The following is a 24,523-nucleotide window of genomic DNA, read 5'->3' on the forward strand; positions in this document are numbered from 1 at the left end:
TATTTAAGGCCATCATTACCTGAAAAATCGGGCTGTAGCTGAGACTACGTTCAGGTTGCAGCGCTTCCACCACCTGTTCAAAGGGCAGATCCTGATGGGCATAGGCCGCCAGTGACTGCTCCCGGATTTGAGTGAGTAAATCAGCTACACTCAGATCGTTATTGAAGGTGATACGTAAAGCCAGCGTATTGACGAAGAAGCCTATCAGCCCTTCAAGCTCACGGTGTGGACGGTTAGCAACAGGGGTGCCGATAACAATATCATCCTGCCCGCTAAGGCGGCTCAGTACGATACTCCATGCGGTCAGGAGGGTCATAAACAGCGTACTGTTATGGCGTTTCCCCAGCGCCTTCAGTGATGCCAGTAAAGGGGCATCAAGATGAAAGGAGACTTTGCCGCCGATATAGCTCTGTACTGCCGGGCGTGGGCGATCAATAGGAAGTGTCAGCAGCGGCGGGGCATCTCTGAGTTGTTCACACCAGAAATCGCGTTGTTTCGCGAGGCTATTTTCCTGCGCTTGTTCATGTAGCCAGACCGCATAGTCAGCATATTGAACAGGTAATGGTGATAAAGAGATATCATGACCATCAAGAGCCGCACGATAGAAATTGCCTAACTCCCGTACCAGCACACCGGTAGACCAGCCGTCAGTAATAATATGATGCAGGGTCAGTAATAAAATATGCTCTTTATCGCTGAGACGAAGCAACTGGCCGCGAATCAGCCGTTCCTGAGTAAAATCGAACGGAGTTTGCGCTTCGGTATCAATAAACTCGGTAATGCGCTCGGTGTGCAAAACCGGAGATAACTGGCTCAGGTCATGATAAGACAGAGTACAGCCAATATCGGCCGGATCAATGTGTTGACAAGGTTTTCCCTCCACTGACACAAAACGGGTTCTCAGGCTTTCATGGCGTTCAACCAGACGGTCGAGTGATGCACTCAGCGCATGGCGGTCAAGCTGACCGCTAAGGCGGAGTATTACCGGCAGATGATAGGCCAGACTGGCAGCCGGTTCGAACTGGCAGAGAAACCACAGCCGCTGTTGAGCAAAAGATAATGGCAGTGGCTGGTTACGATCCGCGGGTTTTATCATTGACTGCTGCTGTTGATAACCCCGTGCTTTCAGTTGCTCTTCAAGCCTTTTCTCCATAACAGCACGTTTCAGATCATCGAGATTCATAGTAGTCCTTGTCATTATTTGTTATCTCCGCCGGTATCGTTTTTCCGAGTATCGTTTTCGCCTAAAATTGCCATTAACTCTTCGGCTGACATTGCATCAAGATCGCTTTGAATTGATTCAATGTCGTTGTCGCCGATTGCACTCATTTGTGCTGCAAAGATGATGTCTGCCTGTTCCATTAATTTGGGTGAAACAAACAGGGAGGTCAGAGGAACATTGACCATAAACTGACTTTTTATATGGGTTATCAGCCGGATAACCATCAATGAATGACCGCCCAGTTCAAAGAAGTTGTCATGACGACTAATGCGTGTCAGCCCTAACAATTCCTGCCAGATTTGTGCCAGTGCTGTTTCTATCCTTCCCTGTGGCGCTTCATATTCATGTGTCACTACCGCAGAGAGTTCAGGCTCCGGCAACGCTCGGCGATCCAGTTTGCCATTTGGTGTGAGAGGGAAAGTAGTCAGCACGACATAGGCACTGGGCAGCATATATTCCGCCAGATGTTCTGCCAGTTGGCGGCGCAGAACCGCCGGATCAAGTTCAGCGCCATTTTGGGGCAGCAGATAGGCAACGAGGCGTTTATGCTCTGGTTTATCTTCACGAAGGATAACCACCGCTTCACGCACACCGTGACACTGTTCAAGCCTTGTCTCGATTTCACCCAGCTCAATACGGAAGCCCCGTATTTTGACCTGAAAGTCATTGCGGCCGAGATATTCGATATTGCCATCCGATGACCAGCGGCCTAAATCGCCGGTTTTATACATGCGCATACCGGGTTTACCGGAGAACGGATCGGGCAGAAAACGCTCTTCGGTCAGCTCCGGGCGGTTCAGATAGCCACGGGCAACACCTGCTCCTGCAATATAGAGTTCGCCTGCAACGCCCAGTGGCACAGGCTGACCATAAGCATCAAGGATATAGATGCGTAAATCATCCAGAGGCTGACCAATCAGGCTGCCATGCCTTGCGTGGATATCCGTTTCTGTCAGTTCACGATAGGTAGCATGTACGGTAATTTCCGTGATGCCATACATATTCACCAGACGCGTCTGTTCGGTAGGATTGCGTTCAACCCACGGGGCGAGGGTGTGCAACTCTAATGCTTCACCGCCGAATATAATGCAGCGTAGTGTGTGATGCTCATGCGGCATCATATCCTGAGCCGCAATCAACTGGCGGAAGGCACTTGGAGTCTGGTTCAGAATAGTGACCTGCTCACGACACAGTAGTTCATAGAACATCTGAGGTGAGCGGGCACATTCAGTCGGGATCACCACCAGCTTGCCGCCGTAAGCCAGCGCTCCCCACAATTCCCATACTGAGAAGTCGAAAGCAAAGGAGTGAAACAGCGTCCAGACATCGTTGTTATCAAACCGGAACCGCGCCTGTGTCGCTGCCAGCAGACGGGTCACATTGGCGTGTTCAACCATCACCCCTTTGGGTTTACCGGTAGAGCCGGAGGTATAAATCACATACGCCAGATGGTGTGGCATCACTCCCAGTGCTTGGGTATCCGGATTATCGGTTGGTTGTTCCGCCAGTAACGATGCCTGAGTGTCCAGTTCCATAATCGGGACAGTTATCACCGATGTAGAGAGGAACAATTTTTCCGCTTGTGCTGCCTGAGTCAGCAGGATCTGCGGGGATGAATTTTCCAGCATGTAGGTCAGTCGTTCGGTCGGGTAAGCAGGGTCCAGTGGGACATAACCCCCGCCAGCCTTGAGAATAGCGAGCAGGCTGATAATCAGCTCCGGGCCGCGTTCGAGGCAGACGGCTATCCGATCATCCGGTTGCACTCCCTGCTTAATCAGATAATGAGCCAGCTGATTAGCGCGACAGTTCAGCTCGTTATAACTCAGTGTTTGCTCCGCAAATATAATGGCAGTGGCATCAGGAGCACGGGCTGATTGTTCCTCAAACAACTGGTGTATCAGGATGTTGTGTGGGAATTCCACCTGATTAGCATTGAAATCGGTCAGCAACTGCTTGCGTTCTGTTGCGGGCAGGATTGAGATATCCCGCAGCAAATGTTGTGGGTTATGTGTCAGCGCATCAATCAGGCCATTAATTGCGGTTACCAGATAAGCAGCTATTCTGTTCGGGTCAATGCCGGTTATTGTTTGTGAAATTAGCCTGAATCCGGTGCCTAAATCGTCCACTGACAACGTGACTGGGTAGTTGGTGCGCTCTTCTGCGGTCAGAATGCGAATGCCCGTCCATACAGTGTCAACGGATTCAGCAGTCTGACTATGGCGATAATTCAGCAGGGAGCTGAACAACGGCATTGACTGCGGTACACCGCTGCATTGTTGTGCCAGAACCAGAGGTGCCTGTTCATGCTCCAGCAGCAACATTAAATTGTGGAAGGTATCCTGAACCGCTTCCTGAACGGTGCAATCACCGACAGAAACCCGCATTGGCAGGGTGTTGATAAACATCCCTAATACCTGCTCGGCTCCTGCTCCTCCCTGAAGCCGTCCCAACAGGACGGAGCCGAAAACCACATCATCACGACCGCTGGTTTTTGCCAGCACCTGCGCCCACGCCACATGGAACAGAACACTCGGACTGACTCCCAGATGTCGCGCCTGAGTTCGGATCGCCGCTGCCAGCTCTGGGGCAATAGTGAGACAGGATTCAGCCACCGTTTCGCCGTCAGTCTGAACTTTCAGGATACCAAACGGTGCGGTGGGTTCGTCGATATCAGCAAGTCGGCTGCGGAAATAAGCCTCGTGTTCCGATTCCGGCACGTGCAGTGTCCGGGCGATAAAGTTGCGATAGGGCAGAACGGCAGGCAGTATTTTCGTATTCCCTGTCAGGAACTGCGCAATCTCTGCAAAAATCAGCTCCAGCGTCATATGATCACTGACCAGATGATGGAAGCGCAGTGCCATCAGCCATTCATTGTGTGCCGGGTCGTGAGCAATATCTGCGGTAAACAGCGGTGCACGATCCAGATTGATACGATATCGGCGTGGATCGGTATGCTCTCTGAGTTGGGTAACAATATCGATTTCAGTGGCTGGCGTGAAAATATTGATACTCAGAGACGCCTGACGCCAGACAACCTGAACCGGCTGAACTAAATCCTGCCAGTATGCCGCTGTTCGCAGAATATCATGGCGATTGATAACCTGTTGCAGTGCGGACAGAAACGCATCAAGACGTTCGCGGGAGTCAAAAGCGAGCAGGCTTTGCAGCAGGTAATTGTCACCCTGTACCTGTAACAGATGATGGAACAGGATCCCTTCCTGCAACGGTGACAACGGATAGATATCCTGTACATTGGCAGCGCCGCCGGGCACGGTAGCGACAATGGCATCTATTTCTGTCTGGGACAGAGCAACCAAAGGCAGCATGTCTGGTGTGATCAGCCGGCAATTTTCAGGAATGCCGTTAGGCGGCACGATAAATGTATCGTCAGTATCACGCTGAATAGCCTGTGCCATATCGGCAAGGACAGGAGAAATAAATACGCTGCGCACATCCAGTTGCCAGCCGATGAGACGTAACTCCTCGATCAGGCTGACAATCATCAGGGAATGCCCGCCTAACTCAAAGAAATGGTCGTGACGACCAACACGCTCCAGTTTTAACAGGCGTTGCCAGATTTGTGCCAGTGCGATTTCTGTTTCACCCATTGGCGACACATAGCGATGTGATACCACGGCTGATGAATCAGGGGCAGGCAATGCCCGCTGGTCGAGTTTCCCATTTGCTGTCAACGGGAAAGCATCCAGTGTGACAAACGCACTGGGCAGCATATAGTCGGCAAGGTGTTGTGCCAGTTGCTGACGCAATTCTGTCGGATTCAGTATGGCATCAGGCTGTGGCAGCAGATAGGCCACCAGCTGTTTTTGATGTGTTCCGTCTTCACGGGCGATCACGACAGCTTCACGGACTCCGGCACACTGTTCAAGTCTGGCTTCAATTTCCCCCAGTTCAATGCGGAAACCGCGTATTTTGACCTGAAAATCATTACGGCCGAGATATTCGATATTGCCGTCAGGTAGCCAGCGCCCTAAATCACCGGTTTTATACATGCGTGTATCGGTCTTACCGGAGAAGGGATCAGACAGGAACCGCTCTGCGGTCAATTCAGGGCGGTTCAGATAGCCACGGGCAACGCCAGCTCCTGCAATATAAAGTTCGCCTGCAACGCCCAGTGGCACAGGCTGACCATAGGCATCAAGGATATAGATGCGTAAATCATCCAGAGGCTGCCCAATCAGGCTGCCACGCCTTGCGTGGATATCCGCTTCCGTCAGTTCACGATAGGTCGCATGTACGGTAATTTCCGTGATGCCATACATATTTACCAGACGGGTTTGTTTAGTAGGATTGCGTTCAATCCACGGAGCGAGGGTATGCAGCTCTAACGCTTCACCGCCAAAGATAATACAGCGCAGCATGTGTGGTGGCAGGTCGTGCTGAGTCATATTCTGAGCTGCAATTAGCTGGCGGAAGGCGCTGGGTGTCTGGTTCAGGATAGTGACCTGTTCACGACACAGTAGCTCATAGAACACCTGTGGTGAACGGGCACATTCAGTCGGAACCACCACCAGCTTGCCCCCGTAAGCCAGCGCTCCCCACAATTCCCAGACTGAGAAATCGAAGGCAAAGGAGTGAAACAGTGTCCAGACATCATGGCTATCGAACCGGAACCGCGCCTGCGTCGCTGCCAGCAGACGGGTCACATTGGCATGTTCAACCATCACGCCTTTGGGTTTGCCGGTAGAGCCGGAGGTATAAATCACATACGCCAGATGATGGGGTTTCAGCGCTGATTCTTGTACATCCGGGTTCCCGAACTGTGCATGACCGGGTAATAAGTCAGCGGATAATAAATTATCCAACATAACATTATCCAACATAACTACAGGCAAGGGACTGGTGAGTTTTTCGGCCAGTGTTGCCTGAGTCACTATCACTACCGGATTTGAATCTTCCAGCATATAGGCCAGTCGTTCGGCAGGATAAGCCGGATCAAGCGGGATATAGGCTCCTCCGGCCTTGAGGATAGCCAGCAGACCGACTACCATTTCCAGACTCCGCTCGACACAAATTGCTACCCGATCATCCGGACGTACACCCTGCGTAATCAGCCGATGTGCCAGATAATTGGCGCATTGGTTGAGTTCACCATAGCTGAGGGTCTGCCCTTCAAATACCACGGCAACTGCATCAGGATATTGCTCTGCCTGAGCCTCAAACAGCTGGTGGAGCAACGCATTATCGGGAAAATTATTCAGTGGGAAATCAGCCTGATGGGTATTGAAATCCATCAGTAATTGTTGCCGCTCTGATTGCGACAACATAGGCACAGTGGCAGCCAGTTGTGATTCATCTGCCACCATGGCGTTCAGTACATTGGTGAGATAACCCAGCATGCGTTCAATGGTTGCTGCATCAAATAATGCACTGGCATAGGTCAGCTCGCCTGTCAGACCGGTATCGGTTTCGGTTAATGACAGGGTTAAATCGAAGTGGGCACTGTGGTGTATCGGCTCCATCACAGTGAGTTGTAAATCCGGTAATGTCAGTACCTGTGCTGGTGTGTTATTTAACGCCAGCATAACCTGAAATATCGGGCTGTAACTCAGGCTGCGCTCAGGTTGTAACGCTTCCACTACCTGCTCGAAGGGCAGATCCTGATTGGCATAGGCCGTCAGTGTCTGTTCCCGAATCTGTCTGAACAAATCGGCAATTCGGGCGGAGTCATCCAGCCTGACACGCAGGGCCAGTGTATTCACAAAGAAGCCGATCAGCCCTTCCAGTTCGCGATGCTGACGGTTGGCAACCGGTGTACCGATGACAATATCATCCTGTCCACTCAGTCGCGCCAGCACGATACTCCATGCTGTCAGCAGAGTCATAAACAGGGTGTTGTTATGGCGTTGTCCGAGTGTTTTCAGCGAAGCCAGTAATTCCGCATTAAAATGAACGGGAACTCTTCCTCCGGTAAAGGTTTGTGACGCGGGACGTGGCCGGTCTGTTGGAAGTGTCAGCAAAGCAGGCGCATCGCGGAGCTGGTGACACCAAAACTCCCGTTGTCTGTTAAGCGTGGCTTCATGCAGTTTGTCACGCTGCCAGACAGCATAATCGGCATACTGAATGGGTAGGGGTAGTAACGGGTTTTCCTGATTTTCAAGAGCAGCCCGATAGAGAACGCTCAGCTCACGTATTAGCACACCGACAGACCAGCCATCGGAAATAATATGGTGCTGGGTGATCAGTAATACATGTTCATCATCAGCCAGTTGCAGTAATTGACCACGTATCAGTGAACCTTGAGTAAAATCAAACGGTATTCTGGTTTCGGTGGTAGCAAGTTCTGTCATTCGCTGGGTTTGCTCATCGGCAGTTAATGAGCGCAGATCCTGATAAGACAACGCAAATCTGCTGTCAGCCGTTGCAATCTGTTGGCGGGGCTGGCCTGCGGCCAGTACAAAACGGGTACGCAGGATCTCATGTCTGGCGACCAGATTGTCGAATGTTTGGCGCAGGGCATGGTGACTGAGTTCTCCGGTCAGACGCAATACCAGCGGAATATGGTAAGCCAGGCTGGCAGCCGGATCGAGTCGGCCTAAAAACCACAGTCTCTGTTGAGCAAAGGAAAGCGGCAGCGGCTGGCTACGATCAGCGAGCGGTATTGTCATTTGAGAGGTTGCTGCAACATCAGTCAGTTCCTGAGCTAAATCCATCAGACGTGGCTGATCAAACAACTGTTGCAGCGGTAATTCCCGCTTCAGTACCTGACGGATACGGGCTGTAAGCTGAATAGCCAGTAGTGAATGCCCGCCCAGTTCAAAAAAATGGTCATAGCGTCCGACTCGCTCCAGTCCCAGCAGATCCTGCCAGATCCGGGCTAATGCGATTTCCGTTTCACCGACAGGCGCTGCATAGTCACGGGTTGCTACTGCCGATGAATCCGGTGCAGGAAGTGCCTGACGATCTAATTTGCCATTAGGAGTCAGAGGGAAAGTTTCCAGCATAATAAACGCGCCGGGCAGCATATAATCAGCAAGATGTTGAGTAAGCTGGCTACGTAGTTCTGCTGGTTCGAGTTCAGCGCCTTCCTCTGGTTGCAGATAGGCAACTATTCGTTTCTGATTGGGTTCGTCCTCCCGTATCAGAACTACCGCTTCACGTACGCCATCGCACTGTACCAGTCTGGCTTCGATTTCCCCCAGTTCAATACGAAAGCCTCGCAATTTGACCTGAAAGTCATTGCGTCCGAGGTATTCAATATTGCCATCCGGCAGCCAGCGCCCCAGATCTCCGGATTTGTACATACGTGCATCAGGTTCTGAAGAGAATGGATCGAGCAGAAAACGCTCTGCGTTCAGTTCCGGGCGATTCAGATAACCACGGGCAATACCTGCACCGGCGATATAGATCTCACCGGAAACTCCGACAGGAACAGGTTGAGCCTGTTTATCCAGAATATAAATTCTCCGGTTACCGATAGGGCGACCAATCGGAATTTTGATTTCACCTTCACCGGCTTTTTCTGACATGAGCGGCATTTCATAAACAGTGGCAATCGTTGTGGCTTCTGTTGGCCCATAGGCATGCAGCAAATGTTGTGGAGGATATTCCGCCCGGAAACGAATGGCTGTATGGGCGTTGGCTTGCTCACCGCCGAACAGGAGGTAACGCAGACCCGATAACGTAGAGGCGATCAGGCTGACATACTGATTAAACAGCGCCGTAGTCAGGAACAGTGCACTGACTTTCTCTGCTGACAGAGATTGAGCGAATTGGTCAGGCTGTAACAGGGTTTTTTCGGGTATCAGCAGAATACGTGCACCATGTGTCAGAGCAGCCCAAACTTCCCATGTTGCCGCATCAAATGAGATGTTGGCACAATGGGCTATGCAGTCATCCGGCCCGATATCGGCAAAGCCGTTATTGATAAGCAGGGAAATGACATTTCTGTGTTCAACCATGACACCTTTCGGCTGACCGGTTGAACCGGAGGTATAAATAACATAGGCCAGATGGCGTGATGTCAGCCCTGAAGCCTGAATGTCAGGGTTACGCGTTGGGAACGATGCGGAACTGTCTGACTCATCGTCCAGCAAGATAACAGGTAAGGTGCTGTTCAGTTTTTCATGCCACTGAGCCTGTGTCAGTAAGGCAACCGGGGAAGCATCCTCAAGCATAAAGTTAAGCCGCTCAGCCGGATAGTTAGGATCAAGTGGCAGATAAGCGCCACCGGCTTTGAGAATGGCCAGCAACCCAATAACCATTTCCGGACAGCGTTCAATGCAAATAGCGACCCGATCATCCGGGCGTATGCCGAGTGTCAGCAGGTGATGTGCCAGACGATTGGCTCGCTGATTCAGTTCACGATAGCTCAGCGTCTGATTTTCATAGGTGACGGCAATAGCATCAGGACACTGTAATGCCTGAATTTCGACTAGCTGGTGGATTAGCGCATGTTCCGGGAATGCGCTTTGCGTTTCAGGAGCATTAAAATCCACCAACAGCCGTTGCCGCTCTGATCCCGGTAAAATCGGAATATCCAGAATCAGTTGCTGCGGATGATCAATTAAAGCTTCAACCAGCCCTTGAATCGCAGTTATCAGATAGCTTGTGACCTGATCAGGTGAAATTTCAGTCACAGTCAGCGCTGTGAGCTGAAAACCGTCACCTAAGTCATCCACGGACAGGGTAATGGGGTAGTTAGTTCGTTCTTCCGCTGCGACCACACGCATACCCGCCCAGATGGTATCCATTTCAGCCTGAGTCATCTGACTATGGCGATAATTCAGTAAGGCACCGAACAACGGCATCGGCTGTGCCACGCCACTGCACTGTTGTGCCAGTGCCAGCGGAGCCTGCTCGTGTTCTAATAGTGCGGTCAGACGGTGATAGGTGTCCAGCACGGTTTCCTGCACACGACGACCCGCCAGAGAAATGCGGATTGGCAGAGTATTAACAAACATTCCCAGCATTTGCTCTGCCCCGGTGATGCCCTGCAAACGACCCAGCAGCACGGAGCCAAAAACCACATCATCGCGACCGCTGGTGTGTGCCAGCACTTGTGCCCAGGCAACATGGAACAGGACGCCGGGACTGACTTCCAGACGGCGGGCTTGTGAGCGGATAGCTTCTGCCAGATCGTTATCAAGTAAAACGCGGGCTTTGGCGACGGGATTACTGTTATCCCGTGATTTATTATTATCAGGTGATGCACTGAGCTTCGGCATTTTAAGCACACCAAACGGTGTCGTAGGCTCGTCGATATCAGCCAGTTGTTCGCGGAAATAACTTTCGTATACTGAAACAGGCACATTCAACGTTTGAGCGATAAAATTACGGTAAGGCACAGAGGTAGGCAGAACATTGGCATTTCCCTGTCGTATGCGGGCAATTTCGGCGAATATCAGATCGAGTGTCACATGGTCGCTGACCAGATGATGGAAACGCAGTGCCAGTAACCACTCATTCTGGGGGATATCGTGTGCTATATCAGCAGCGAATAACGGGGCACAGCTCAGGTCAATGCGATGCCAGCGCGGATCAGTATGGGCTTGTAATTGAGCAGCTATATCACCCTTTGTTTCTGGTGCTAACTCGTTTATATTCCATTCTTTAATACACAATTTCGCCTGACGCCAGACTACCTGAACGGGTTGTGCCAGATCCTGCCAGTAAACCGAGGTGCGCAGAATATCGTGACGGTCGATTACCTGCTGCATGGCGCTCAGGAAACTATCAAGGTGAGTTCGGGTATCAAAGGCAATAAGGGTATGTAATAAATAGTCATCACCCTGTGTCTGTAACAGATGATGGAACAGAATACCTTCCTGTAACGATGCCAGCGGATAGATATCCTGTACATTACCCGCTCCGCCGGAAACACTGGCGGTGATAGCGTCAATTTCTGACTGGGACAGTGAAACCAGCGGCAACATATCCGGTGTAATAGCCTTACAGTCATTTGGAATAAGGTTAGGTGGCACAACAAAAAATTCCGCATCACGCTGAGTGGCTGCTGCCATATCTGCAAGCACAGGAGTCGTGAACACACTGCGGACATCAAGTTGCCAGCCGTGGTTGTGCAGTTCTGCAATCAGGTTGATAATCATCAGCGAATGGCCGCCCAGCGCAAAGAAATTGTCATGGCGGCTGACCTTCTCCAGACCTAATAGCTGTTGCCAGATCTGAGCCAGAGTTATTTCCACTTCGCCAATGGGCACTTGGTAGTCTTGTACTGCCAGAGCAGACAGATCAGGTGCAGGCAGTGCCTGACGATCCAGTTTGCCATTTGGCATCAGCGGGAATGTCTCAAGGATAATAAAAGCACTGGGCAGCATATATTCAGCAAGATGCTGAGCAAGTTGCTGACGGAGTTCTGCCGGAACCAATTCAGCTTTCGTTTCTGGTAACAATGTGGGTAACAAATAGGCGACGAGACGTTGCTGATGAGTCTCATCCATGTGGATCAGAACTACGGCTTCACGCACACCGGAACACTGTCTGAGCCGTGCTTCAATTTCCCCCAGTTCAATGCGGAAGCCCCGCAGTTTGATTTGAAAATCATTGCGACCAAGATATTCGATATTGCCGTCTGGCAACCAGCGCCCGAGATCGCCGGATTTGTACATACGCGCATCAGGTTCTGGAGAGAAAGGATCGAGCAGGAAACGCTCCCGCGTAAGTTCAGGCCGGTTAAGATAACCACGGGCTACACCGGCACCACCGATATAGATTTCGCCCACCCCCCCAAGCGGAGTAGGTTGGCCATAAGAGTCAAGAATATAGATTTGGGTGTTAGCAATAGGGTGACCAATCGGGATTTTTATTTCACCCTCACCGGCTTTTTCTGCCATGAGTGGTATTTCATAGGCGGTAGCAAATGTGGTGGTTTCCGTTGGCCCATAGGCATTAACTAAATGTTGAGGCTGATATTTCTCCCGGAAATGAATGGCAGTACGGCTGTCCGCTTGTTCACCACCGAACAGGAGATAGCGCAAACCTGATAAAGCAGGAGCAATCAGGCTGGCATACTGATTAAACAGTGTTGTAGTCAGGAACACAGCACTGGCTTTCCCTGATGACAGGCATTGACCAAACAGATCGGGCTGTAACAGGATTTTTTTCGGAATAAGCAGAATACGTGCCCCGTTAGCCAATCCTGACCAAACTTCCCATGTTACCGCATCAAATGACACGTTGGCACAGTGCGCAACGCAGTCACTTGGTCCGATATCAGCAACACCATTATTGAGAATCAGAGAAGTTACATTCCGGTGTTCGACCATGACGCCTTTCGGTTGACCCGTTGAACCCGACGTATAAATGACGTAAGCCAGATGGCGGGATGTCAGTCCTGATCCCTGAACATCAGGGTTGTGGACTGGAAACAAGGCTGAGCTGTCTGATTTATCATCCAGCAGGATCACGGGTAAAGTACTGTTAAGTTTGTCACACCACTGGATCTGGGTCAGCAAGGCGACCGGAGAAGCTTCCTCAAGCATATAGGCCAGCCGTTCAGCCGGAGAGTCCGGATCGAGTGGCAGATAAGCACCACCCGCTTTGAGAATAGCAAGCAGGGCGATAATCATCTCCGGACTACGTTCAGCACACAGGGCAACCCGATCATCAGGGCCTACTCCCAGCGCCAGTAAATGATGAGCCAATTGATTAGCTCGCTGGTTCAGTTCGTGATAACTCAGCGTCTGGTTTTCATAAACCACTGCAATAGCATCAGGACGCTGTAATACCTGTGCTTCAACAAGCTGGTGGATAAGTGCATTTTGTGGGAAACCGGATTGGGTAGAACCGATCTGAATAGCATTGAAATCTACCAACAGTTGATGTCGTTCCGATTCTGGTAGCATGGGCAAAGTAGCAATACATTGTGTATCATCAGTGACCATTGCTGTGAGCACATTGACTAAATAGCCAGTCATGCGCTCAATGGTTGCGGAATCGAACAAATCCGCTGCATAAGTCAGTTCACCTGTCAGACCGCTTTCGTTTTCGGTCAGAGACAGGGTTAAATCAAAATGTGCGCTGGGGTGTGCCTGTTCTATTGGTGTACAGCGGATATCGGGCAGGTTTAATACCTGAGCAGGGGTGTTGTTTAAAGCCAGCATCACCTGAAATATCGGGCTGTAACTGAGATTGCGTGCCGGCTGCAAGGCTTCCACCACTTGTTCAAAAGGCAGATCCTGATTGGCATAGTCATCCAGCATCTGTTCACGGATCTGAACCAGCAGGTTAGTAATACTGTCGGAATCGCTTATTTTGGTACGCAGGGCTAATGTATTGACAAAAAAGCCGATTAATCCTTCCAGTGTAGGGTGAGGCCGGTTGGCAACCGGTGTACCGATGACAATATCATCCTGCCCACTCAGCCGGGCGAGGACAATACTCCATGCTGCCAGCAGAGTCATAAACAGGGTGCTGTTATGGCGCTGCCCCAGCTTCTTCAATGAAGCCAGTAGTTCGGCATCAAAATAAACAGGAACCCGCCCGCCGACGAACGATTGTACCGTCGGGCGGGGTCTGTCAGTCGGCAACGTTAATAAAGACGGAGCATCTTTAAGCCGGGAAGACCAGAAATCACGTTGTGCAGTCAGAGCCGATCCCTGCAACCAACCACGTTGCCAGACGGCATAATCGGCATACTGAATAGGTAATGGCAGTAACGGGTTTGCCTGATTTTCAAAAGCCGCATGATAGAGGACGCTCAGCTCACGCATTAGCACACCGACAGACCAGCCATCGGAAATAATATGGTGTTGGGTGAGCAGAAAGATATGTTCTTCATCAGCCAGTTGCAGCAAGTGAGCACGAATCAATGGACCCTGTGTGAAATCAAATGGCGTCAGGGTTTCAAAAGCGGTCAGTTCAGTGATACGGTCAGTTCTTTCTTCAGGCGCTAGCGGGCGTAGATCATGGTAAGAGAGCGTGAAACCGGTATCCGCCTGATCAATGTATTGGCAGGGATGACCTGCTACAGAGATAAAGCGGGTGCGCAGGCTTTCTTGCCGAGCCACCAGATTATTCAGTGCCTGACTCAGTGCGTGGTGACTGAGTTGCCCGCTGAGACGTAATGCTACGGGAATATGATAGGCCAGACTGGCGGCCTGATCGATTTGTGCCAGGAACCATAACCGTTGTTGTGCAAAAGAGAGTGGTAATGGCTGGTTTCTGTCAGCAACAGGGATCTCGATTTGGCTGGCTGTTGTAGTTTTGGTGAGCAGTTGTGCCAATTCAGCCAGAATTGGCTGATCAAAGAGTTGTTTTAATGACAGTGTTTTTGCCAATTCCTGACGAACGTATGCGACAAACTGAACTGCCAGCAGGGAATGCCCCCCCAGTTCAAAGAAATGGTCATAACGCCCGACTTGCTGTATGCCGAGTAATTTCTGCCAAATCTGAGCCAAAGCGGTTTCCATTTCACTGATCGGTGCTTCATAATCACGGGTCACTATTGCTGTCAGATCAGGTACCGGAAGCGCCTGACGATCCAGTTTACCATTGGATGTCAGCGGGAAAGTTTCCAGCATGACAAAAGCACTGGGTAGCATATAGTCAGCAAGGTGTTGTGAGAGTTGCTGACGCAATTCAGCGGGTACTAACGATAGGCCATTGTGTGGTTGCAAATAAGCGACCAACTGTTTTTGCTTTGATTCGTCCTCACGGGCAATCACGACTGCTTCACGTACACCGTCACACTGTATCAGTTGTGCTTCAATTTCCCCCAGTTCAATGCGGAAGCCTCGGATTTTGACCTGAAAATCATTGCGACCGAGGTATTCGATATTACCATCAGCCAGCCAGCGTCCCAGATCCCCTGTTTTATACATGCGCGCATCAGGCTCTGAGGAGAAAGGGCACTCAAGAAAACGCTCAGTAGTTAGCTCAGGCAGATTCAAATAACCGCGGGCAACACCGGCTCCGGCAATATAAATTTCTCCGGCAACGCCAACAGGAACAGGCAGTCCTTTGGGATCAAGAATATAGATTTGGGCATTGGCAATCGGGCGGCCAATAGGAATAGAGCGAGTGATATCAATAGGGGATGTTATTACATAGGTAGCCGCAAACGTGGTGGTTTCCGTCGGACCATAGCCGTTAATCAGATAGGCAGGCTGAGATTCAGACGAGAATACCTGCCGGATCTTACCGGGATCGAGAACATCACCACCGACAAGTAGATAGCGTAACTGCCCGAACATCGGCATAAGAATATCAAGGTAGGCATTGAACAAACCGGCAGTCAGCCAAAGTGCGGTCACTTTCCCTTCAATGAGTGAATGACTGAAACGCACCGGATCCAGTAATACAGTCTGAGAAATGATATGTAAACATCCGCCATTCAGCAGGGCTGACCAGATTTCCCATGTTGAGGCATCAAACGCAATATTGGCACAATGAGCAACACGGTCATCAGGGCCGATATCCGCAAAACTGTTATTGATAATAAGGTGGAGCACACTACGATGCTCAACCATGACTCCTTTGGGTTGTCCGGTTGAGCCGGAGGTGTAAATCACATAGGCCAGATTTTTTGATGTCAGATGAACAGTGGGATTATCGACCTGTTGTGTTATCAGGACGGTTTCCTGTTCATCCAATAATACGGTCGGAATGTGGTTTTCCGACAATTTATCCGCATGAGCGGTATGAGTCAGTATGGCTACGGGAGCAGCATCCCTAAGCATATACTGCAATCTTTCCGTCGGATAAGCCGGATCAAGGGGTAAATATGCGCCTCCGGCCTTAAGAATGGCGAGCAAGCCAATAATCAGCAGAGGGCTGCGCTCGACACAAATCGCGACCCGATCATCGGGGCGTACACCTTGTGCAATCAGATGATGCGCCAGATAGTTAGCACGTTGATTAAGTTTGTCATAGCTAAAGGAATTGCCTTCAAACACTATAGCGATGGTGTCGGGGCGATGTGCGGCCTGCTCCTCAAATAATTGATGGATTAAACCCGACTGGGCACTTTCTGTAGTCTGAGCTGCGTTGAAATCCACCAGTAATTGTTGCCGCTCTGTGGCAGGCAGGATGGATAACGTCTGAATAAGCTGCTGCGGATTGCGAGCCAGTGAGTCAGTTAAACTACGAAGGGCTGTTTCCAGATAAGTGGTAATGCGAGCCGGATCAATGCCTGCTCCTGTCAGCGCTGTCAGACGGAAGCCTGCTCCCGTATCATCCACGGATAGGGTGATTGGGTAATTTGTCCGCTCCTCCGCCGCGAGAATACGCATACCTAACTGAGGCATCTCAAAAATATCAGCTTCATTGAGCCGGGTATGGCGATAATTGAGTAGAGTACTAAACAGTGGCATTGGCTGCGCCACGCCGCTGCATTGCTGAGCCAGTGCCAGCGGTGCCTGTTCGTGCTCCAGTAAGATGGTCAGATTGCGATAGGTAGCCTGTACGGTATCCAGTACACTCTGGCCTGTCAGGGAAACCCGTACCGGCAGGGTATTGATAAACATACCCAGTGTTCGGGCTGTTCCTTTGCCACTCTGCAATCGGCCTAATAGCACTGAGCCGAATACAACATCATTACAGCCACTGGTTTGTGCCAGTACTTGTGCCCATGCGACATGAAACAGTACTCCGGGGCTGACGCCCAGACGACGAGCCTGATGGCGGATATTCTCCGCCAGAACCGGATCGAAAGAGAGGCGCGCTTCAGCAACAGGTTCATCATCCGATAGGGAAAGTACGCCAAAAGGTGCGGTGGGCGTGTCGATATCAGCAAGTTGTTCACGGAAATAGGCCTCGTGTACCGCTGGTGGCACGCTTAACGTCTGGGCGATAAAATTACGATAAGGCAGGGCGGCAGGTAATGTTTCAGGTTGTCCTTGTTGTTTCTGGATAAGCTGTATCAGGGCAATTTCGTCGAAAATCAGCTCCAGTGTCATATGATCAGCGGTCATATGATGAAAATGCAGTGCCAGCAGCCAGTTATCCTGAACCGGATCATAAGCGATATCTACCAAAAATAGTGGTGCATGGCTTAGCTTAAGACGGTGTTCACGCGGATTATTGAGCGCTCTTAGTTGGGCGGGAATATCATCTGTTGTGGACGGAATGAACTCATTGATCGTCAGCCGTGCCTGACGCCAGACCACCTGAACCGGTTTGACCAGCCCCTGCCAGCAGGCGGCTGTACGCAGGATATCGTGGCGGTCGATAACATACTGAAAACCGGACAGGAAATCATCAAGGTATGCTCGGTTACTGAAAGTGAGCATACAATGGAGCAAATAAATATCACCCTGTTCCTGTAATAGGTGGTGAAACAGGACGCCTTCCTGTAACGGTGCCAGTGGATAGATATCCTGTATATTGCTGGCTCCGCCGGGAGTGACTTCGACAATCGCATCAATTTCGGCTTGTGAAAGTGAAACCAGTGGCAGCATATCCGGTGTAATGGCTGTGCAATCAGCCGGAATAAGGTTAGGCGGAACAACAAACGTATCGGCATCACCCTCAATCGCCTGAGCCATGACCATCAGGACAGGCGCTGAGAACACACTGCGAACATCCAGTTTCCAGCCAAATTTGTACAGTCGTTCAATCAGACTGACAATCATCAGCGAATGACCGCCCAGTTCAAAGAAATGGTCATGGCGGCTGACCTGTTCTAACCCTAGCAGCTCCTGCCAGATGTGTGCCAGTGCGGTTTCTTTCTCCCCTATGGGAGCTTGATAACTGCGGGTTATCACTGTCGAAACATCAGGCTCAGGCAGTGCCTGACGATCAAGTTTTCCATTAGGGGTTAACGGGAAGGTTTCCAACATAACAAAAGCACTGGGCAGCATATATTCAGCAAGGTGTTGAGCGAGTTGCTGGCGCAGTTCTAAAGGGGAGAGTTCAACACCCTTCTGTGGACATAAATAGGCGATCAGCCGTTTTTGTTCACCTGTTTTTTCCTCAATAGCCTGTTTATTAAAAGTATCTTCACGGGCGATAACCACGGCTTCACTCACGCCGTGACATTGCATCAGTTGTGCTTCAATTTCCCCCAGTTCAATGCGGAAGCCGCGAATTTTGACCTGAAAATCATTACGTCCGAGGTATTCGATATTACCATCAGGCAACCAGCGCCCGAGATCACCGGTTTTGTACATGCGGGCATCGGGTTCTGAGGAGAAAGGATCGGCGGGGAAACGTTCCATTGTCAGTTCTGGACGATTCAGATATCCCCGCGCTACACCCGCTCCGGCAATGTGGATCTCACCAACAGTTCCTATGGGGACAAGCTGAGCTGATGGATCAAGAATGTAAATCCGGGTATTGGCGATCGGACGTCCGATATGGTTGTGAAAACCCGTTGCCCGATCCATACGTGTCCATGTTGAATAAACAGTCGTTTCAGAAGGGCCATATAGATTGCATATGTGCGGGATAGGGGTGTGTGCAAATAACTGGTTAACCACATGCGATTTCACGGCTTCACCGCCTAAATTGACGGTTCGTATACTCATTGGCATAGCATTCGCTTCAATCAGTTGCGGGATAGCCGAGGGCACGGTATTGATCAGGCTGAGGTTCTGTTTTGTAGCGATAGAGCTTGTATTGATCAGCGACAACACATCAGGGACAAGATGCACTGTACCGCCAGAAAGCAGAGGTGTGAAACATTCGTATACAGATAGATCAAAATTCAGTGACGTGGAAAAAAGGGTGTGTGCCAGCTCTTGTTGGCTGAATGTTTTCCGCGCCCAGTTCAGGAAGTTGACGGTATTACGGTGTTCGATTGCCACACCTTTCGGCAGCCCGGTTGAACCGGAGGTGTAGATGACATAGGCCAGATGGCGTGAAGTCACTCCCCGTGACTGTGCGTCAAGGTTGTGTTCGGGCAGTTCTGCCAGAGAGGAGGAGCTGATATCAAGTATATTGTCGAGCAGAACAATTGGTGCAGTGCTGTGTAGCGTGCCAGCCAGTGTTGTCTGAGTCAGAATGGCCGTCGGAGCTGAGTCTTCCAGCATATAGGCCAGCCGTTCGGCAGGGTAAGCCGGATCGAAAGGGACATAAGCTGCGCCCGCTTTCAGAATAGCCAGTAAGCCCACAATCATTTCGGGGCTGCGCTCGACGCAAATGGCAATTCGATCATCCGGTTTTATTCCCAGCTTAACCAGATAATGAGCCAGTTGGTTGGCATGACGGTTAAGTGCGCCATAGCTCAGGGTTTGTTGTTCGAAAACGACAGCGATAGCCGCCGGAGTCTGTGTCACCTGTTGTTCAAACAGTTCATGGATTAGGGCGGATTGTGGACTGTTTACTTCTGGAAAAGAGTCTTGTGTGGCGTTGAAATCCACCAGCAACTGCTGCCGTTCTGCTGCGGACAGCATGGGTAAGTGCGTAATGGCTTGTGTTTCATCTTCTGCCATTGCTGTCAGTACATTGATGAGATAACCCACCATGCGTTCAGCGGTTGTGGCATCAAACAGATCAGCGGCATATTCCAGTCCGCCAGTCAGACCTGTATCACTTTCGGTCAGTAACAGCATTAAATCGAAGTGGGCACTATGACCCGTCTGCTCAAGCCGGGTGATTTGCAACTCGTGCGATGTCTGATCCTGAACCGGCGTATTATCCAGCGCCAGCATAACCTGAAAGATAGGGCTATAGCTGAGACTACGTTCAGGCTGTAAGGCTTCAACGACTTGTTCAAAAGGCAGATCCTGATGAGCGTAAGCAGCCAGTGCCTGCTCCCGCACTTGAGCCAGCAGGTCAGCGACAGAGAAATGATTATTGAGTTTGATCCGCAGGGCCAGTGTATTAACAAAAAATCCCATCAATCCTTCAAGCTCAGAGAGTGATCGATTGGCGATGGGGGTACCGATGACGACATCATCCTGACCACTCAGCCGCGACAACACGATACTCCAGCCAGCCAGAAGCGTCATAAAAAGGGTGGTATCGTGGCGTTTTCCGAGAGCCTGAAGTGATGCCAGCACCGTGTTATCAAGCTGGAAAGGCACCTGACTGCCGATGTAGGACTGGATTGCCGGACGTGGCCGATCTGTCGGGAGTGACAGTAATACTGGTGCATTCTCAAGTTGTATACGCCAGAAATTTTGTTGGGCCGTGAAGATGTTTTCCTGTAACCATTCACGTTGCCAGACGGCATAGTCGGCGTATTGAATGGATAAGGGTGGCAAAGAAATATCATGGCCGTTAAGTAATGCATGATAGATAATATCCAATTCACGCATGAATACACCGATAGACCAGCCATCAGTAATTATATGATGCAAAGTGATCAGTAACAGATGCTCTTCATCGGTCAGTTGCAGCAGGTGGCCACGAACAAGTGGCCCGTGGATAAAATCAAAGGTCGTCTGAGCTTCAAGGGTTGTAATCTCTTCAATTTGCTCAGTACGGAGCGCCGGATCTAAGCTGCGTAACTCATGGTAGGACAAGGTAAAGCCGATATCAGCATGATCGATATGCTGATAAGGCTGGTCTTCAACCAGTATAAATCGAGTGCGCAGGCTTTCATGGCGGGCAACCAGATAATTGAGTGTGCTGGTCAGGGTATGATGGTTAAGCCGACCTGTCAGACGCAGTGCTACCGGAATATGGTAGGCCCGGCTGGCAGCCGAATCGAGCCGGTTCAGGAACCATAAGCGCTGCTGAGCAAAGGACAGCGGTAGTGGCTGACTGCGATCAGTCGAGGGGATAACGGCCTGCGTGGATACTGCTGCTTCAGTAATAACCTGAGCCAACTCCATCAGGGCAGGTCGGCTAAAAATCTGTTGCAGAGGAAGTTCTCGTCCCATGATCCGACGTATACGGGCAGTCATCTGGACAGCCAGAAGAGAGTCACCACCCAATTCAAAGAAATGGTCACGGCGACCAACCTGTTCTAATCCTAATAAACTTTGCCAGATTTGCGCTAAAGCCGTTTCTATTCTTCCTTGTGGTGCTTCATACTCATGCGTGACTACCGCAGATTGCTCAGGTAACGGCAAGGCACGGCGATCCAGTTTACCATTCGGGGTAAGAGGAAAAGCGGTAAGCACTACAAACGCACTGGGCAGCATATATTCTGTCAGATGTTCTGCCAGCTGGCGGCGCAGAACAGCCGGAACCAGTTCAACACCATTCTGCGGCAGTAAATAGGCGATTAGACGTTTATTTTCTGGTTCGTCTTCACGAAGGAGAACGACGGCTTCACGAACACCGTGGCACTGCTTAAGTCTGGCTTCAATTTCCCCCAGCTCAATGCGGAAGCCCCGTATCTTGTACTGAAAATCATTGCGGCCAAGATATTCAATATTACCATCCGGCAACCAGCGCCCTACATCCCCGGTTTTATACATGCGCTCAGCCGGATTACCGGAGAACGGATCGGGTAGGAAACGTTCGGTAGTCAGCTCAGGGCGGTTCAGATAGCCACGGGCAACGCCTGCTCCTGCAATATAGAGTTCGCCTGCAATGCCCAGTGGCACAGGCTGACCATAGGCATCAAGGATATAGATGCGTAAATCCTCCAGAGGCTGTCCAATCAGGCTGCCATGCCGTGCATGGATGTCCGCTTCCGTCAGTTCACGATAGGTAGCATGTACGGTAATTTCCGTGATGCCATACATATTCACCAGACGGGTCTGTTCGGTAGGATTGCGGTCAACCCAAGGGGCAAGGGTGTGCAACTCTAATGCTTCACCGCCGAATATAATGCAGCGTAGTGTGTGATGCTCATGCGACATCATATCCTGAGCCGAAATCAACTGGCGGAAGGCACTTGGAGTCTGGTTCAGAATAGTGACCTGCTTCCGGCAAAGCAGCTCATAGAACATCTGGGGCGATCGGGCACATTCAAGTGGAACAACAATCAGTCTGCCCCCGTAAGCCAGCGCTCCCCACAATTCCCATACTGAGAAGTCGAAAGCAAAGGAGTGAAACAGTGTCCAGACATCGTTGTTATTAAACCGGAAACGCGCCTGTGTTGCGGCCAGCAGGCGAGTGATATTGGTATGTTCAACCATCACTCCTTTGGGAAGACCGGTTGAACCGGAGGTATAGATAATATAGGCCAGATGGTGCGGCATCAGCCCTAATGCCTGTGCATCCGGATTTTCAGCCGGTTGTTCTGCCAGAAATGAAGCGTCGGTGTCGAGTATATTATCGAGCAGAATTGTTGGTACGGAGCTGGTCAGTTTGTCAGCCAGTGTTGTCCGGGTCAGTATGATCACTGGCTCTGAATCTTCCAGCATATAGGCCAGTCGTTCGGTAGGGTAAGCCGGATCGAGTGGCACATAGGCTCCGCCTGCTTTCAGAATAGCCAGTAAACCCACAACCATCTCCAGACTGCGCTCAATACAAATAGCGACTCGTTTATCTGGTCTTACACCCCGTGCAATCAGATAATGAGCCAGACGATTGGCCCGGCGATTGAGTTCGTCATAACTCAATTTTTTCCCGTTAAACTCGACGGCAATGGTATCGGGAGACAGCGCTGTCTGGGTCTCAAAAAGCTGATGAATTAAGACATGTTGCGTAAAATTCTTCTGCGTGGCGTTAAAATCTACCAATATCTTTTGCTGTTCAGTCGGCGACAGCACTGGCAAGTGTCGGGTCAAGGTTTCTGGAGCAGAGAGCGCGGCTTCTATCAGGGTGACTAAACGGGATTGAAGTGCTGTAACCTCAGTATGACTTAGGTAATCGGGAGAATAATTAAACTCCAGTGTCACCGGTTTTTGGATATCTTTACTATTCGTTGTAAAGGCATAATGATGGATTGCAACAATCAGAGGAAATGGGTTGCCGCGTTGCATTTTGACACATGTGAGTGAAGCCTCCGGCAGACTGGCATTCATTTCGATTTTTTCATATGACAGGATGATATCGAACAACTGATTCTGACCTGTTTTCTGACGGGTCTGTAAGTGTCGGTTTAATTCTGCAATAGGTAAGCGTTGGCGCTTATAACAACGTCGCAACTCGGTTGCTACTTTTCTCATAACATCAAGAAAAGAATCATGTGGGTCCACGGTAATACCAACCGGGATTACTGAGGTAAACATCCCGACCATACGTTTTTGTTTGATGTTTTTACGGTTATGTACGGGGATACCAAAAACAATTTCCTCTGTGCTGTCAGCGCGTGAAAAATGCGTTGTACGGAAAAAATAACAGGCCAGAACGGCATACATAAAATGCAACACGGATAACCCGTTTGCCGCAACCAGCTCTTCGATACGCTGAAAAAGCGTCCGGTCAAATTGATAAATTAAAGGCTCAGGGGTCTGGTGTTTTGTGGTTTTGTCTGAACTTGATGGTTTGAGTAATGCAGGGGGAAAATTTTCATAGCGTTCCAACCAGAATTGCAGATCCTGTATATAGCGTTTTGAATTCAGATAGGCGATGTCTTCATCCACAAAGTCGATATAAGAGGGGGCACTTTCAGTGATTGCTTCACCTCTGGTCAATTGACTGTAAGTGTTGGCTATTTCTTCAGTAATCAGCCCCAAAGTGGTTCCATCCCCGATAAGATGGTGACAGAAGAACTGCCAGTTCCAGCGTTTGTTACCCAGCCGGAACAGCTCAAAACGGAATAACTCATTATTTAAATCGAACGGGCGTAAAAAGGTTGTGCGGAAATGTTGTTCAGCCAGCTCTTCTGGGTTGGCATACCCGGAAAAATCATCCACTGTTATGGAAACAGGTAAAGTATTATCAATTTTTTGCAGGGGTAATTCTTGTGTATCAATCAATCGTAAACGGAGTGCATCATGACGCTCAACAACATTTTTAAAAGCCTGAATTAACAGCGCTTCATCTAATTCTCCCTCAATGAGAATCACTGAACCGATATTGTAACAGGTATTATCAGGGCGAAGGATTTGATCAAGCCAGACAACTTGTTGTGGAGAACTGAGTGAGAATGTGCAAGAGGAAGATTCAGAAGTATTCTCATATGAAGGCTGGGCTTCGTTATTGATACGATTGCACGACATAGGCATTACTTAACTCCTGCTTGTTAGGCTTATTGATTAGCCTAATGATTGAATATGATTTATTTAACCCAAAATAATGAATAAAAATTAATGTGTTATAGTTAAACTTCTTTCAATACTCTCTGAGCGAGGGCAATTAAACTGGGGCTGTAGAATGGGGATGGGATGGAGGATTTGAGCCAAACCAGATAATCTGCTGAAGAGAATTGATCAAAAATTTGCAATCAGAAGATAGGAATACGTAATTTACCTCATATGCAGGCTGATTTTCGTTATTGAGACGAGAGCGCGACATAAACATTACTTAACTCCTGCTTGTTAGACTAATAATGAGTCAAATATTAAATACTTTTTATTCGATACAGTTTCTCGGGAA

General features: G+C 50.0%; 2 protein-coding genes (1 of these 2 cut by a window edge). Both read right to left on the minus strand.

Annotated features, from left to right (window positions below; all coding sequences use genetic code 11):
* Positions 1–1,198 carry the 5' portion of a non-ribosomal peptide synthetase gene (locus Xsto_RS05050; protein WP_099124275.1) on the minus strand. 5,534 nt of this gene lie to the left of the window's left edge, so the window shows 1,198 of its 6,732 coding nt (coding positions 1–1,198); its start codon is at positions 1,196–1,198; its stop codon lies off the left edge, out of view.
* On the minus strand, positions 1,198–24,147 hold the full coding sequence (locus Xsto_RS05055; RefSeq protein WP_342210364.1) for a non-ribosomal peptide synthase/polyketide synthase: 22,950 nt from the start codon (positions 24,145–24,147) through the stop codon (positions 1,198–1,200). The genes Xsto_RS05050 and Xsto_RS05055 overlap by 1 nt, the downstream gene beginning before the upstream one ends.
* Positions 24,148–24,523: the final 376 nt, after the last annotated feature.

Origin of the sequence: Xenorhabdus stockiae, assembly GCF_002632825.1 — a bacterium.
In the GTDB taxonomy this organism is placed as follows: Bacteria; Pseudomonadota; Gammaproteobacteria; order Enterobacterales; family Enterobacteriaceae; genus Xenorhabdus; species Xenorhabdus stockiae.

Excerpts from the sequence above, each read along its gene's own strand:
- Xsto_RS05055 (WP_342210364.1), bottom strand. The coding sequence starts at position 24,147 with ATGTCGTGCAATCGTATCAATAACGAAGCCCAGCCTTCATATGAGAAT.